The sequence below is a fragment of the Stenotrophomonas sp. STEN021 genome (assembly GCF_056760175.1).
The window spans coordinates 1-13,771 of sequence record NZ_JBRREH010000110.1; the positions used below are offsets into that span (position 1 = coordinate 1).

13 protein-coding genes are annotated in these 13,771 nt (G+C 64.6%); 5 read left to right on the forward strand and 8 right to left on the reverse strand.

The features are described from left to right. The 8 genes from ACVOL0_RS18495 to rph all read right to left on the reverse strand — a co-directional run. The coding region (locus ACVOL0_RS18495) for a hypothetical protein (RefSeq protein WP_481550322.1) at positions 1-319 on the reverse strand (319 nt) is incomplete at its 3' end. A gap of 491 nt (positions 320-810) precedes the next feature. Further along, a complete protein-coding gene (pepQ, locus tag ACVOL0_RS18500; RefSeq protein WP_481550323.1) occupies positions 811-2,139 on the reverse strand; it encodes a Xaa-Pro dipeptidase in 1,329 nt (442 codons plus the stop codon). 82 nt (positions 2,140-2,221) lie between these two features. Further along, entirely contained in the window at positions 2,222-2,569 is a 348-nt protein-coding gene (locus ACVOL0_RS18505; protein ID WP_481550324.1) for a PilZ domain-containing protein, read from the reverse strand. Beyond that, complete coding sequence (locus ACVOL0_RS18510) at positions 2,566-5,061, reverse strand: DUF1631 domain-containing protein (RefSeq protein WP_481550325.1); 2,496 nt, start codon at positions 5,059-5,061, stop codon at positions 2,566-2,568. Before ACVOL0_RS18510 ends, ACVOL0_RS18505 begins: the two co-directional genes overlap by 4 nt. A 106-nt stretch (positions 5,062-5,167) precedes the next feature. Continuing rightward, on the reverse strand, positions 5,168-6,385 hold the full coding sequence (gene hemW / locus ACVOL0_RS18515; protein ID WP_481550326.1) for a radical SAM family heme chaperone HemW: 1,218 nt from the start codon (positions 6,383-6,385) through the stop codon (positions 5,168-5,170). 12 nt (positions 6,386-6,397) lie between these two features. Next, positions 6,398-6,997, reverse strand: a complete 600-nt coding sequence (gene rdgB, locus ACVOL0_RS18520; protein ID WP_481550327.1) for an RdgB/HAM1 family non-canonical purine NTP pyrophosphatase — start codon at positions 6,995-6,997, stop codon at positions 6,398-6,400. After that, the gene (locus tag ACVOL0_RS18525) at positions 6,994-7,383 is read right to left on the reverse strand and encodes a VOC family protein (protein ID WP_481550328.1); all 390 of its coding nucleotides are present in this window, start codon (positions 7,381-7,383) and stop codon (positions 6,994-6,996) included. The genes rdgB and ACVOL0_RS18525 overlap by 4 nt, the downstream gene beginning before the upstream one ends. Then, complete coding sequence (gene rph, locus ACVOL0_RS18530) at positions 7,380-8,108, reverse strand: ribonuclease PH (protein WP_481547145.1); 729 nt, start codon at positions 8,106-8,108, stop codon at positions 7,380-7,382. The genes ACVOL0_RS18525 and rph overlap by 4 nt, the downstream gene beginning before the upstream one ends. Positions 8,109-8,218: 110 nt before the next feature. Here rph and ACVOL0_RS18535 point away from each other — a divergent pair, with 110 nt between their 5' ends. From ACVOL0_RS18535 to ACVOL0_RS18555, 5 genes are all read left to right on the forward strand, one after another. After that, positions 8,219-9,079, forward strand: a complete 861-nt coding sequence (locus ACVOL0_RS18535) for a YicC/YloC family endoribonuclease (protein ID WP_481550329.1) — start codon at positions 8,219-8,221, stop codon at positions 9,077-9,079. 207 nt (positions 9,080-9,286) lie between these two features. Then, complete coding sequence (gene gmk, locus ACVOL0_RS18540) at positions 9,287-9,907, forward strand: guanylate kinase (RefSeq protein WP_481550330.1); 621 nt, start codon at positions 9,287-9,289, stop codon at positions 9,905-9,907. A 124-nt stretch (positions 9,908-10,031) separates the two neighbouring features. Next, positions 10,032-10,331, forward strand: coding sequence for a DNA-directed RNA polymerase subunit omega (gene rpoZ / locus ACVOL0_RS18545; RefSeq protein ID WP_282271463.1), 300 nt, complete (start codon positions 10,032-10,034; stop codon positions 10,329-10,331). Between the two features lie 106 nt (positions 10,332-10,437). After that, positions 10,438-12,597: a RelA/SpoT family protein gene (locus ACVOL0_RS18550; protein ID WP_282271461.1), complete on the forward strand. Its 2,160-nt coding sequence runs from the start codon at positions 10,438-10,440 to the stop codon at positions 12,595-12,597. Positions 12,598-12,979: 382 nt separating this feature from the next. After that, the gene (locus tag ACVOL0_RS18555) at positions 12,980-13,621 is read left to right on the forward strand and encodes an FABP family protein (protein WP_481550331.1); all 642 of its coding nucleotides are present in this window, start codon (positions 12,980-12,982) and stop codon (positions 13,619-13,621) included. Positions 13,622-13,771 lie beyond the last annotated feature (150 nt).

The window sequence follows — 13,771 nt, forward strand, 5'->3', positions numbered from 1 at the left end:
GGACCCGCGTCGCGAAGCGACGTGGGCGCGGAGGCAGGGTGTGCTTGACCAGCCATTCGGCTGTTGAAAAGCGCTTCTTTTGGTTACTTCTTCTTTGCACAAGCAAAGAAAAGTGACTCGCTCCCCGAAGGGGAGTGAAAGCCTTTGCCTTGCTTTGGCTGTCGCCAAAGCCAAAGTCAAAGCCAAAGCCAAAGCCAAGCAAGTGCAAGTGCAAGTGCAGAGCTTTCGCCCGCCTTCGGCGCGCGAGCACACCTTTCTTTGCTTGTGCAAAGAACGGTGGCCCAAAGAAGCGCTTTTCAACAGCCGAATGGCTGGTCAAGCACACCCTGCCTACGCGCCTTCCGCGCTGCGCGCTACAGGTCCACTCCGCTGGCAGGATTTTTCGACGATACATCCTTGTATCGTCGAAAAACGACGTGCGTCCTGCACGTCGCCCCGTGCGGGGTCTTGTCTGCCAGCTCCGTCGCTGCGGAAGGGGCCCGTACGTCAAAAGCGCAGAGCAACAGCAAGTGCAAGTGCAACAGCAAGTGCAAGTGCAAAGCAACGGCACCCCTCCCTGACCCTCCCCTACGCTGCGCGTAAGGGAGGGGAAACAGCAATAGCAATAGCAATAGCAATAGCAACAGCAACAGCAACAGCAACAGCAACAGCAACAGCAGCCGTAGCCAAAGCTTGATTGGCTGTGCTTCTTTTGAGGGGAGGGGACGAAGTTCTCGCGAAAGCGGATGCTGGTACATCCGCCGTTTCGCTCATCCCGGGCGCATTGCGCGCCCGGGGTTCAATCACAGAGCGACTGACGTCGCCTCTACATCAAGCCTGTGCAGCAAATTCCGGGCGGGTCAGGTTGTCCGCTTCGCCGTCGGTGCATAGCACCTCGTCTTCAATGCGCACGCCACCGTAAGGACGGAAGAAGTCCACGCGGTCCCAGTTGATGCTGGCAGCGTTGCCGGCCTTCTTCACTTCGTCCAGCAACATGTCGATGAAGTACAGGCCCGGCTCGATGGTCACGACCATGCCCGGCTCCAGTACGCGGGTCATGCGCAGGTAGGGATGGCCAGCTGGGCGCTCGACGCGGCCGCCGTCTTCGCTCGCTGCAAAACCGGCGACGTCGTGCACCTGCGCGCCGATCAGGTGGCCGATGCCGTGCGGGAAGAATGCCGCGCTCACGCCGGTTGCCAGCGCGGCCTCCGGCGAGACATTGATCACGCCGAAGTCCTTGAGGATGCTCATCAGCGACAGGTGTGCATCGATGTGCAGCTGCTTGTAGTCGAAGCCGGCGCGCACCGCCGCACACATCTTCAGCTGCGCCGCGTCCACTGCATCGATGAAGGACTGGAACTCGTCGTGGCCGGCCGCAGCATAGGTGCGGGTGATATCGCTGGCGTAGCCATAAGCCGAAGCGCCGGCGTCGATCAGGAAGCTGCGCAGCGGCTGCGGTGCCTGTTTGCCCAGGTCGGTGTAATGCAGCACGGCGGCATGTTCGTTCAGTCCGATGATATTGCCGTACGGCAGCTCATTGGCGTCCTGGCCGACGGCGCTGCAATAGGCCATGTGGATCTCGAACTCGCTGGCACCGGCGCGGAACGCAGCCTCGGCGGCGCGGTGGCCGCGTACACCCAGTACCTGGGCCTGGCGCATCAGCGCGATTTCATACGGCGTCTTGTAACCGCGATGCCATTCCAAGTAGTTGATCACCGCCGCCGGGTTGTTCGGCGCAAAACCGCCCAGCGCGCTCTGCGCCTCGCCAAGGATGGCGCAGCGGCTCGGATCGGCTGGTAGCAGCGCAAGCGCTTCGTCCGGCTTGCGGATGATGTGGATGTCGAAGTGCTCCACCCACCAGCCGCTGGGGGCGTCCGGTACCACGTGCCAGTAATCGAAGGGCTGGTAGAACACCAGGGTCGGGCGCTTGCCCGGGGTGTGGATCAGCCAGCTGTAAGGCAGCTTGGTCAGTGGCAGCCAGGTCTTGAACTGCGGATTGACCGCGTAGGGGTAATCGCGGTCGTCAAACACCTGGTAATGCTGGGTGCCACTGGGAACCACCAGATGATCGAAACCGCCACGCGCCAGCGCCGTGTCGGCGCGGCGGATCATCTGCCCAAGGTGGTGGGCGTACAGATTGCCTGGATCGTGCTGGTTCATCGCGGTGGCTCGCTGGGACGTGCGGAATGCAGGCCTCAATTTTGCCGCAATCAGCCGGCCGCTGCTGTGCCGTTTTCGGCACTCAGGCTGCGGGGATGTTGCCCTCTATCCACCGCACAAGACGTTCGCGATGGGTTTTGTCCAAGGTCAGGAAGCGAAACCCGGCCCACGACTGCTCGGGCGCATGGGTGGGCTCGCACCATAACAGGTGCGCGCCGACGTCGATCTGCAGGTGACCGCCGCGACCGTCAGGGATTGGGAACTGCAGCTGGTACAGCGCGTCCTCGTGCATGGGCACGGAGGTGATCAACAACATGCCGGTTTCGGACACGTTGCCGAGCCGACCGATGTGGCTGCCGGTCATCTGGTCGCGTACCTGTACCAGCTCGGGTACCTGCAGGCGCGGCGCGCGGCGGGTGTTGGTGATCATGCGGACTCCCCTGCATTGGGTGCGTGGCCGGCGATCGAGCGCAGGGCGCGCACGGTGGCCTGCCAGGCGCGGTCGATCAGGCGCCCCTTGTCTTCAGTGACGATGCGCAGCTGATCCTTGGCCATCAACCGCGACATCGCGTCGAGTGATTGCTCCGAGACCTTCTGGCCACGCTGGTTCACGAACAAGGCATTGCCGGTGATCAGGCTGTACCAGGACAGGCGCTGGCGCCGGTTGTCGCCTTGCTGGTTGACGGTGAATTCGAACCAGGTGCCGAATGGCAAGGTGCGCAGTTGCCGGTAAAACGCCTCCTCTTCCTCGGTACGGGCCGGCTCGACTTTCCTGCGGCGCTCTTCTTCTTCGGGCTCGCCGGCTTCACCCAGGCGGCTACGCGCCTTGAGTTTGGCGGTCAGCTCGGTCCGCGAGGTGATTTCATCCTCGCCGCCCGGCGTGGAGAGCCGGCGTGCGATGGCTGCCGCCTCATCCTGGTGGTATCCGACCTGCAGCAGCGATTGCTCGATTTCCTCGCCGAAACTGGCATCGGCTGCACCACCGGAGGGCTGGCCGGTGATCTCACTGATGCGGCGGGTGGCCTGCTCGCGTTGCTGCCATTCCTCCGAACCTTCGCCCTGACGCAGCAGGGTGAGGGTAAGCACATCGGCCCACGCCTTGCGCAGCAGGGTCTGCACGAACTTGGGTGGTTCGGTGGTCTGGCAGAGCTCGTCGATAGTGCTGTTGGCCAGCTGCTTGGCAGCTTCCAGACGTTCCTTGCCACGCGCGGCATCGACCTGCCGGCGCTCGGCGATCTCCGCGCGGCGGGCCGCCGAGCGCAGATGTCCCTGGATGATGTCGTTGGCTTCGACGAAGACAGACTCATCGCCTTGGTAGTCGTCGACGACCTTGTTGACTGCGTCCTTGAGCTTCAGCAGCAGGACTGGATCACTGTCTTCGTCGCTGAGCCAGACAGCGCCGGACTCGGCGACAGCATTGAGCAGTTCACGAGCCGGGTGCTGGTCGCGCAGGAAGAATTCCTGGTCGCTGATGGCCGCGCGGGCCAGCGGCACCTGCAGGCGTCGCAGCAGATCGGCGGCTGGGCCTTCGCTGCGCACTTCGCGCTGCAACTCGGTGTAAAGCATGCCCAGCAGATCCATGGTGTCGCTGTCCTGCACCGACAGCGTCGCCGCTGGACCATGTTCGGCCTTGACCTGCGCCATCATCGCGTTGCGGATGTCGGCCATGCTGTGGCGGCTACCCGAAGAGGAGGCAGCTGTCTGCAGTTTGCCCAGCACGTCCATCGCTGTCTGGGTGGAGATCGGTTGGGCCGGAGCGCTGGTACTGCTGGCGTTGGCGGCAGTGAATGCCGCGCTGTCGGCACCTGCGCCTGCAACTGGAGCGCCGGGCTGAGCGTGTGCCTGCGCTTGCAGGGCGGCGAAGTCGGGCATGCTGCCGGCAGCCATGCTCGCACCTGCTGAACGGCCGACAGTTTCACCGCCACCGCCACCGCCACCGCCACCGCCACCGCCGCCGGCACCGGCACCGGCACCGGCACCAAGCGTAAGTGCGTGGCGGGCGGCATCAAGCAGGCTATGCAGGCTTTCCATCGGCGGCATCGCGGCCCCGCTGGCGGGCATCGGTACCGGTGTGACCTGGGCAGGTGCCGCTGTCGGGCCGCCCAGCAGTTCATTGGAAATATTGGCCCAGGATGCCGCAGGGGCCTGGCCTTGCCAGCTGGTCAGCGGGGTTGGGCCCGCGCTGCGAGGCCCGCTGCCGCCAGCATCGGCTTGCCCGCCTGCGGCACCCGCGCCGCGTGGGGCGGAGGGGCGGGGAAGGTGTGGGCGATACACCAAGCCTGGAAGCACGCCTTCGCGATCCAGCTGGATGTTCAGGCGGTCCACCAGTTCGGCATGACGTGGCATGACCATGCGTTCAAATACCTGGAACAGCACCAGTTGGGCATCGAGGTTGAGCTGCATCTGCTCGCCGGCGTCGCGCACTGCTCGGCACTGCGCATAGGGGCCGACCGGCAGGCGTTCGGGATCAAATGCGGGTTGCGCGGCCAGTACCGCAAAGCGCTGCCCCAGCAACAGCAGTGGGCTGGGGGCGCGGAATGCTTCGCGTCGTGCCATTTCGTGCAGCACGATGTCGCGGTCGATGTCGGTGTCTTCGACAAGCGTCATCGACTTGAACGTGGCCGCGTGCGCTTCCTGGTCGGGCTTGGGCGGGTCCTTGAAGCTCGCCACTTGCATGGCCAGCGCGTCAAGAAAGAGGTCGGGGAACTGCTCGGTGTGCTCGCGCAACACACGCAGCTGCGCATAGATGTCGGATTGAACCTGGCTGTTGTGTGCCAACTCGGCGCGTTTGAACAAGGCGCGTTCCAGCTCGATGGCGGTCAGCTGCAGCGGCGTGCGCAGGACTTCATCGGTGGTTTGGAAGATGCTTTCCAACAAGTGACGCACACGGGCAGATACCGGCGCACTGGCGATCCTTGCCATGGATTGGCTTGCTGAGCGTGGTGCGGTGCCTGGCATGCTGTTTTCCTTCCCCCTGAATGGGCGTTTTCTATCATTTATGTGATGTAACGGCCACTTTCCGCGGGTCTTACGCCAGGAACAACTCCACCACATCGTTGGTGAAGCGGCGACCAAGCTCAGTCGGGGTCCAGTAATCCCCGTTATGGGTGAGCCAGCCACGCTCCACCGCCAATGCCAGGGAAGCTAGAAGCACGCTCCGTGCCAAACCGGTGCGCGACTCGAAATCGCGCAGGCTGAAGCCCTCGTGCAGGCGCAGCAGGTTGAGCATGTACTCGAACGGGAGCCGTTCCGGGCTGATCACGTCATCGCCGCCGATGCTGGCCAGACTGCCGGCGGTGTCCATGAAGGTCTGCGGGTGCTTGTGCTTCCAGCGCCGCAGCACGTGCTGCTCGGCGCCGGAGCTGATCTTGCCGTGGGCGCCAGCGCCGATGCCCAGGTAATCACCAAAGCGCCAGTAGTTGAGGTTGTGCTGGCATTGCCAGCCATCACGGGCATAGGCGCTGACTTCGTATTGGCCATAGCCGCGTTCGGCAAGCAGGGCCTGGCAGTGTTCCTGGATGTCCCAGGCGCTGTCTTCGTCAGGAATGCCCTGCGGCGGCCGGGCGAAGAACACCGTGTTCGGCTCCAGCGTCAGCTGGTAGTGCGAGATATGGGTGGGATCAAGGGCGAAGGCGCGTTCGAGGTCGTATTCGGCCTGCGCCAGCGTCTGCTGCGGCAGCGCGTACATCAGGTCGATATTGAAGTTCCTGTAGCCGGCGTCCTGCGCCAGCTTGACCGCGCGCTCGGCTTCGTTGCTGTCGTGGATGCGCCCCAGGCGCTTGAGCGCTTCGTCGTTGAAGGTCTGGATGCCGAAGCTGATGCGGTTCACGCCGGCCGCGCGGTAGCGGTCGAAGCGGCCGTGCTCGGCGGTGCCGGGGTTGGTCTCCAGCGTCACTTCCAGGTTCGGCGCGAAACGCAGCCTTGCGCTGGCCGCCTGCAGGAAACGGTCGATCGCCTCCGGTGGGAACAGGCTGGGCGTGCCGCCGCCAAAGAACACGCTGCTGACCACCCGGCCCCAGACCAACGGCAAGTCCTGGTCCAGATCGCGGATCAACGCATCGATATAGGCATCGAACGGCAACTCGCCCTTGCCGGCATGCGAGTTGAAATCGCAGTACGGGCATTTGCGCACGCACCACGGCAGGTGCACGTACAGCGCCAGCGGAGGCGGCACCAGCTGTATATCTGCCGGTACAGCGCAGCCGCAGGTGGCATCGTGGGTGTGGAGGTGCGAATGCGTGTTCATCAGCGCGATATCTCAGCGTGCCAGTTGCGCGGACAACTGCTGGACCAGCAACTGCAGCGCCTTGGCGCGGTGGCTGCGACCGTTCTTCTGCGCAGGTTCCATCTGTGCTGCGGTCAGGCCGAGTTCTTCATCCAGGAACACCGGGTTGTAGCCGAAGCCATTGCTGCCGCGCAGTTCGTCGATGATGCGACCTTCCCAGCTGCCTTCGCAGATCAGCGGTTGCGGATCATTGGGATGGCGCAGCAGTACGATCACCGCGTAGAAGCGCGCCGTGCGACGTTCGGCCGGGACATCGCGCAGCGCATCAAGCAGCTTGGCGTTGTTTGCGGCATCGTCGGTGGGGCTGCCGGCGTAGCGCGCGCTGTACAGGCCGGGCGCGCCGTCCAGTGCATCGACGATCAGGCCGGAGTCGTCGGCCAGTGCCGGCAGGCCGGTCACCGTGCAGGCGTGGCGGGCCTTGATCAGTGCGTTCTCGACGAAGGTCAGGCCGGTTTCCGGCACATCGTCCACGCCCAGCTCGCGCTGCGGCACGATCTGCAGTGGCAGGTCGGCCAACATGGCCTGCAGTTCTTTCAGCTTGCCGGCGTTGCCGCTGGCCAGTACCAACTTCATTGTTTGGGCTCCAACAAGTCCCAGGTGTTGTCGTACAGGTCGCGGAACACCGCGACCGTGGCATAGGGTTCATCGCGCGGGGCTTCGAGGAATTCCACGCCCTGTGCAAGCATTGCCGCGTGGTCGCGATGGAAATCATCGGTGTGCAGGAAGAAGCCAACGCGGCCGCCGGTCTGGTTGCCGATGCGGCTGCGCTGCTCCTCGTCGCTGGCACGCGCCAACAGCAGCGCGGCGGCGCTGCCATCGGTCGGGCCGACCACTACCCAGCGCTTGCGGCCCTGGTCCAGGTCTTCCAGCAGCTGGAAGCCGAGCTTGCCGGTGTACCAGGCGATGGCTTCGTCGTAGTCGTCGACGACGAGGGTGACCAGGGCGAGGCGCCGGTTCATACCGATGCCAATGCCGCCTGCTGGGCGTCGAACAGCTCGCGGATGCCCTTTTCGGCCAGCACCAGCAGCGCGTCCAGCTCATCGCGGCGGAAGGCATGGCCTTCGGCCGTGCCCTGCAGCTCGATGAAACCGCCGCCGTCATTCATGACGATGTTCATGTCGGTGTCGCAGTCGCTGTCTTCCGGGTAATCCAGGTCCAGCACCGGCTGGCCCTTGTAGACACCAACCGACACCGCAGCCACCGCGCCGAACAGCGGGTTGCGCTTGATCTCGCCGCGCTTCATCAGCAGGTTCACCGCGTCAACCAGTGCCACGTAGGCGCCGGTGATGGCGGCGGTGCGGGTGCCACCGTCGGCCTGCAGCACGTCGCAGTCCAGGGTAATGGTGCGTTCGCCCAGTGCATTGCGGTCGATGCAGGCGCGCAGGGTGCGGCCGATCAGGCGCTGGATTTCCAGGGTGCGGCCACCTTGCTTGCCGCGCGCGGCCTCACGGTCGGAGCGGGTGTGGGTGGAGCGCGGCAGCATGCCGTACTCGGCGGTGACCCAGCCTTCGCCCTTGCCACGCAGGAAGCCGGGGACCCGGTTCTCGACGCTGGCGGTGCACAGCACGCGGGTGTCGCCAAAGCTCACCAGCACCGAGCCTTCGGCATGGCGGGTGAAGGAACGCTCGATGGTGACGGTGCGCATCTGATCGGCCTGGCGGCCGCTGGGACGGGAGAAGGTCATGGGGAATCCGGTTAGTACGAGTTGATCTGGCGGGCGTCTGGGTGGTGGATGCACCAGCGTCCAGAGGTGGCTAGGGTACCATTCGCCCTTTGAAACACATCGGAAAGCACATGATTCGGAGCATGACCGCCTATGCCGGCGGCGAACGCATCACCGCGTGGGGCACCCTGGGCTGCGAACTGCGCTCGGTGAACCACCGGTTCCTGGAAGTGGGCGTGCGTCTGCCCGAGGACCTGCGTGCGCTGGAACCGCAGCTGCGCGAACGCATTGCCGCCCGGGTCAGTCGCGGCAAGCTCGACCTGGTGATGCGCCTGCGCGCACCGGAGGCCGCCACCTCGCTGGCGGTCAACGAGGTGCTGGTGGATCAGCTGTCTGAATTGGCGCAACGCCTGCAGGACCGCTTCCCCGGGATGCAGGTGGGCTTCACCGACCTGCTGCAATACCCCGGCGTGCTGCGTGCCGAGGCGACCGACAGTGCCGCCCTGCATGCCGAGGCGCTGGCCTTGCTGGAAGAAACCGTCACCAGCTTCGTGCAGGCACGTGAGCGGGAAGGCGACAAGCTGGCCACGGCGATCAGCGAGCGCGTCGATTCGGTCGAACGCATTGCCGGCGAAGTCCGCGAGCTGATCCCGGCCATCCGCGAAGGGCAGCGGGTCAAGCTGGCCGCGCGTCTGGCCGACCTGCCGCACCCGGTTGACCCGGGTCGGGCAGAGCAGGAGCTGGTGATGTGGCTGCAGAAGCTCGACGTGGACGAGGAACTGGACCGTCTGGACAGCCATGTCGCGGAGATCCGCCGCGTGCTGCGTCAGCGCGAGCCGGTCGGCCGCCGCCTGGACTTCCTGCTGCAGGAGTTCAACCGCGAAGCCAACACCCTGGGCTCCAAGTCGGTGGACGCACGTACCTCCAATGCCGCCGTCGAGCTGAAAGTGCTGATCGACCAGATCCGCGAGCAGGTCCAGAACATCGAGTAAAGGGTAGTGCCGAGCCATGCTCGGCAAGGAACCAAGGTAGTGCCGAGCCATGCTCGGCAGAGGCCTTACCGGTAATACCCAGCCGAGCATGGCTCGGCACTACAGGTGGAGCCGCCCCCGCGGTAATTGGGGGCCCTCAACCCCCGATCCTGCACAGGCCCGCCCACGCCGGTACAATGCCGGGCCATTCCGACGTTGGCCCACCGCATGCGTGGCACCCTCTATATCGTCGCTGCCCCGTCCGGGGCCGGCAAAAGCAGCATCGTCAACGCCACACTGGCGCGTGACCCGCACATCTCGCTGTCGATCTCCTTCACCTCGCGGGCCATGCGCCCGGGCGAGGTCAACGGCAAGCATTACCACTTCGTCCCCGCCGCCGAGTTCGAGCAGATGATCGCCGCCGGCGACTTCTTCGAGCACGCGCTGGTGCATGGCGACTGGAAGGGTACAGCCCGGCAGTCGGTGGAGCCGCAGCTGGCGGCCGGCAAGGACGTGCTGCTGGAGATCGACTGGCAGGGCGCGCGGCAGGTGCGCGAGAAGGTGCCGGGCGCGGTCAGCGTGTTCATCCTGCCGCCGTCGCGGCAGGCGCTGGACGAGCGCATGCGCAAGCGTGGCCAGGACAGCGAGGCGGTCATGGCCCAGCGTTTGGCCGCCGCGCGCGAGGAAATGCTGCATTACGACGAGTTCGACTACGTCATCATCAACGAGGATTTCGACACCGCCGTTGGCGAAATGTGCTCGATCTTCGCCGCCAGCCGCCTGCGCTGCGAACCCCAGCAGCGCCGCCACGCCGAGCTGATCGCCTCGTTGCTGGCCCCTGAAAATTGAGCAAGTGATTGATCCACAAGGGGCTGTTCAGGCCTTGACTTGATTCCAGGACCGGTCTGCCCTTACAATCCATCCCCTTTCCCTCATTCGATCGAGCGGCCGTTGCAGGTCGCCGGGAGCCCGCATGGCCCGCATTACCGTAGAAGATTGCCTGGAAGTCGTTAACAACCGTTTTGAGCTGGTCATGATGGCGTCCAAGCGCGCCCGTCAGCTGGCCAATGGTGTCCAGGCGACGATCGACAACAGCGAGAGCGAGGACAAGCCGACCGTGTTGGCGCTGCGCGAAATCGCTGCCCGTCGCATCGACAACGAGCTGATCGAGGAAGTCGAGAAGTCCGAGCGCGAGCGCATCGAGCGTGAAGCACTGGAATGGGCAGCCGCTGAAGTGGTCGCCGACGAAGACATGTCCAAGAACGACGATTGATCGCCTCTCTGGCATCGATTGATGTTGTCTGCAAACAGCCCGCCAAAAGCGGGCTGTTTGCGTTGTAGGAATTGCCGTGGAACGCCTGCTGGCATAGTCTTCTGCCATGAACCCAGGCCCTTCCGCCCAGGTAGCCACGCCCGCGGGCGGGGTGGTACCTGATTACGTACTGCAACTCGAACGCGCAGCCAGCTACCTCCCCACCGAGCAGCTGCCGCTGCTGCGTCGTGCCTGGGAGGTCGGGGCGGCCGCGCACGCCGGCCAGACCCGCAAATCCGGCGAGCCCTACATCACCCATCCGGTGGCGGTGGCGCGCATCCTGGCCGAGCTCGGCCTAGACGTTGAAACCCTGATCGCGGCGATCCTGCACGACACCATCGAGGACACCCCGCTGACCGGCGAGGAGCTGGCCGCCGAGTTCGGCCAGGCCGTGGCCGACCTGGTCGAGGGCGTCACCAAGCTGGACAAGCTGAAGTTCCGCGATCGCCAGGAAGCGGCTGCGGAGAGCTTCCGCAAGATGCTGCTGGCGATGTCGCGCGACCTGCGCGTGATCATGATCAAGCTGGCCGACCGCCTGCACAACATGCGCACGCTGGGCGCGCAGAGTGCCGAGGCGCGGCGCCGCATCGCCACCGAAACGCTGGATATCTATGCGCCCATCGCCCAGCGCCTGGGCATGAACCTGATCAAGTCCGAGCTGCAGAACCTTGGCTTCCGCGCGCTGTACCCGTGGCGCCACGCCATCATCGAGAAACACATCCGCAGCCAGCCGGTGGTGCGCCGTGAGTCGATGGCGCAAGTGGAAGTGCAGCTGTCGCAGCGCCTGGCGCGCGAAGGGCTGGAACACCGCCTGATCAGCCGGATCAAGACGCCCTGGAGCATCTACACCAAGATGCGCGAGGAGAACAAAAGCTTCGACCAGGTCATGGATGTGTTCGGCTTCCGCCTGGTGATGCGCAACGTGCCCAACTGCTACCACGCACTGGGCGGCGTGCATGCCGCGTTCAAGCCGCTGGACGGGCGCTTCCGCGATTTCATCGCCATCCCCAAGGCCAACGGTTACCAGTCGCTGCACACGGTGCTGTTCGGTCCTTACGGTTCGCCGATCGAGGTGCAGATCCGCACCGAGGAAATGGACCTGATCGCCGAGCGCGGCGTGGCTGCGCACTGGACCTACAAGTTCGGCGGCGACGGCCCCAACAGCGCGCAGAGCCGCGCACATGCCTGGATCGTCGAGCTGATCGATTCGCAGCGCACGGCGGGTTCGTCGCTGGAGTTCCTGGACAACGTCAAGGTCGACCTGTTCCCGGACGAGGTCTACCTGTTCACGCCCAAGGGCAAGATCCTGGCGCTGCCGCGCAATTCCACCGCGCTGGATTTCGCCTATGCCGTGCACACCGACGTGGGCAACCGCGCGGTGGCATCGCGCGTGGACAAGAAGCTGGTGCCGCTGCGCACGCGTCTGGTCAGCGGGCAGACGGTGGAAATCATCACCGCGCGCTCGGCCTCGCCCAAACCGCAATGGCTGGAATTCGTGGTCAGCAGCAAGGCGCGTACCGCGATCCGTCACCAGCTCAAGCAGCTGGAGCACGAGGACGCCGTGCAGCTCGGTCACAGCATGCTCGACCGCGCGCTGGAAGCGATGGACAGCTCGATCGAGCGGCTGCCCAAGGGACGGCTTGATGCCTTCCTCAACGAACACCGTTATCCGCGCCTGGAGGCCTTCCTGGCCGATGTCGCGCTGGGCAACTGGATGCCAACCCAGGCCGCGCAGGCCTTGATGTCGTATGCCGAACTGCGTGCCAGCGGCGTGACCCATCGTGCCCAGGAAAAGATCCTGATCAACGGCAGCGAGCGTGGCGTGGTCAGCTTTGCCAACTGTTGTCAGCCGATTCCGGGCGACGACATCATGGGTTACCACACCGCCGGCAAGGGCATCGTCGTGCATCGGCTGGACTGCCCGAACCTGGCCGAACTGCGCAAGACGCCGGATCGCTGGGTGCCGATTGGCTGGGATACCAGCGTGGTCGGTGACTACGACACCGCGCTGGTGGTCGAGGTGGAGAACGGCACCGGCGTGCTGGCGCAGCTGGCTGCCGCCATTGCCCACAGCCATTCCAACATCGAGCGCGTGGATTACCTGGATCGCGATTTCAACGCCGCGGTGCTGTGCTTCAACATCCAGGTCCGCGACCGCAACCACCTGGCCGAGGTAATGCGTCGCCTGCGCCGCCTGCAGGTAGTGCAGTCCGTCCGCCGCCAGTAAGTAGTGCCGAGCCATGCTCGGAAGGGGCGTTACCGCTGATTTGTAGGAGCGACGTCAGCCGCGAAGCGGGCAACAATGAATCAGTCGTCATGTCGGGGAGTCGGATGGATCAGTGGCTTCGCGGCTGGCGCCGCTCCTACAGCGTCGCGTCTGGTTTGCTGTGAAAGCTCCAGCCGAGCATGGCTCTGCGCTAGCTGTATCCGACTATCCACACAGCTTGTGTCCTGCTGCCTACACAAGTTGTGGATAACAGCGCGCAGCCCTTGTGCTGCGGTCCTCTGCAAAACATGGTGATATTTTGTCCATCACTTGTGGACAGGTGGAGGTGAGCCCGCAGGGTGTTCTGCGTACCATGAGCGGGATACCCACACGGCTGTTCCCCATGACCACGTTCCCCGAAGACATCTATACCGAACCCACCGCCGATACCAATACGCTGGCCAACCTCGGGCCACTGGCGCCGATGGCCGGTATCTGGATCGGCGAGCGCGGCATGGACGTCAATCCCAAGGCCGACGGCCCCGAACGGCAGGCCTTCATCGAGCACGTCGAATTGCAGCCGATCGACGCGCAGCCCAATGGCCCGCAGTTGTTCTACGGGCTGCGTTATCACACCCGCATCCACAAGCCCGGTGAAGTGGAGACCTTCCACGACCAGGTCGGTTATTGGCTGTGGGAGCCGGCGACCGGCACGGTGATCCAGACGCTGACCATCCCGCGCGGGCAGACCGCGATGGCGGTGGGCAAGGCGGCGCCTGATGCGAAGCGCTTCCGCCTGCGCGCCGAGCGTGGTTCGATGACCAACGGCATCAGCTCCAATCCGTTCCTGGAACACGCGTTCCGTACCGACAGTTACGAGATCGAAGTCACCATCAATGAGGACGGCAGCTGGTCCTACGAACAGGAAACGATGCTGGTCATTCCAGACCGCAGCGAGCCGTTCGCGCATACCGACCGCAACACCCTGCGCCGGATCGGCGAGCCCACGCCCAACCCGACCGCACAGGCCGAAGCGGCCGCGTAGTGCCGAGCCATGCTCGGCAGGGGCTCTGCCGATAGGGTAGGAGGCACTTGTGGGAGCGGCGTCAGCCGCGAAGCTGGTGCCAGTGAATTGATCGAGCATGCTGGTTGGCCGGATGGATCATCTGCTTCGCGGCGGCCGCCGGGCCGAAGA

Coding starts and splice junctions, on each gene's coding strand:
- pepQ (WP_481550323.1), bottom strand. CDS start 2,139: ATGAACCAGCACGATCCAGGCAATCTGTACGCCCACCACCTTGGGCAG.
- ACVOL0_RS18505 (WP_481550324.1), bottom strand. CDS start 2,569: ATGATCACCAACACCCGCCGCGCGCCGCGCCTGCAGGTACCCGAGCTG.
- ACVOL0_RS18510 (WP_481550325.1), bottom strand. CDS start 5,061: ATGGCAAGGATCGCCAGTGCGCCGGTATCTGCCCGTGTGCGTCACTTG.
- hemW (WP_481550326.1), bottom strand. CDS start 6,385: ATGAACACGCATTCGCACCTCCACACCCACGATGCCACCTGCGGCTGC.
- rdgB (WP_481550327.1), bottom strand. CDS start 6,997: ATGAAGTTGGTACTGGCCAGCGGCAACGCCGGCAAGCTGAAAGAACTG.
- ACVOL0_RS18525 (WP_481550328.1), bottom strand. CDS start 7,383: ATGAACCGGCGCCTCGCCCTGGTCACCCTCGTCGTCGACGACTACGAC.
- rph (WP_481547145.1), bottom strand. CDS start 8,108: ATGACCTTCTCCCGTCCCAGCGGCCGCCAGGCCGATCAGATGCGCACC.
- ACVOL0_RS18535 (WP_481550329.1), top strand. CDS start 8,219: ATGATTCGGAGCATGACCGCCTATGCCGGCGGCGAACGCATCACCGCG.
- gmk (WP_481550330.1), top strand. CDS start 9,287: ATGCGTGGCACCCTCTATATCGTCGCTGCCCCGTCCGGGGCCGGCAAA.
- rpoZ (WP_282271463.1), top strand. CDS start 10,032: ATGGCCCGCATTACCGTAGAAGATTGCCTGGAAGTCGTTAACAACCGT.
- ACVOL0_RS18550 (WP_282271461.1), top strand. CDS start 10,438: ATGAACCCAGGCCCTTCCGCCCAGGTAGCCACGCCCGCGGGCGGGGTG.
- ACVOL0_RS18555 (WP_481550331.1), top strand. CDS start 12,980: ATGACCACGTTCCCCGAAGACATCTATACCGAACCCACCGCCGATACC.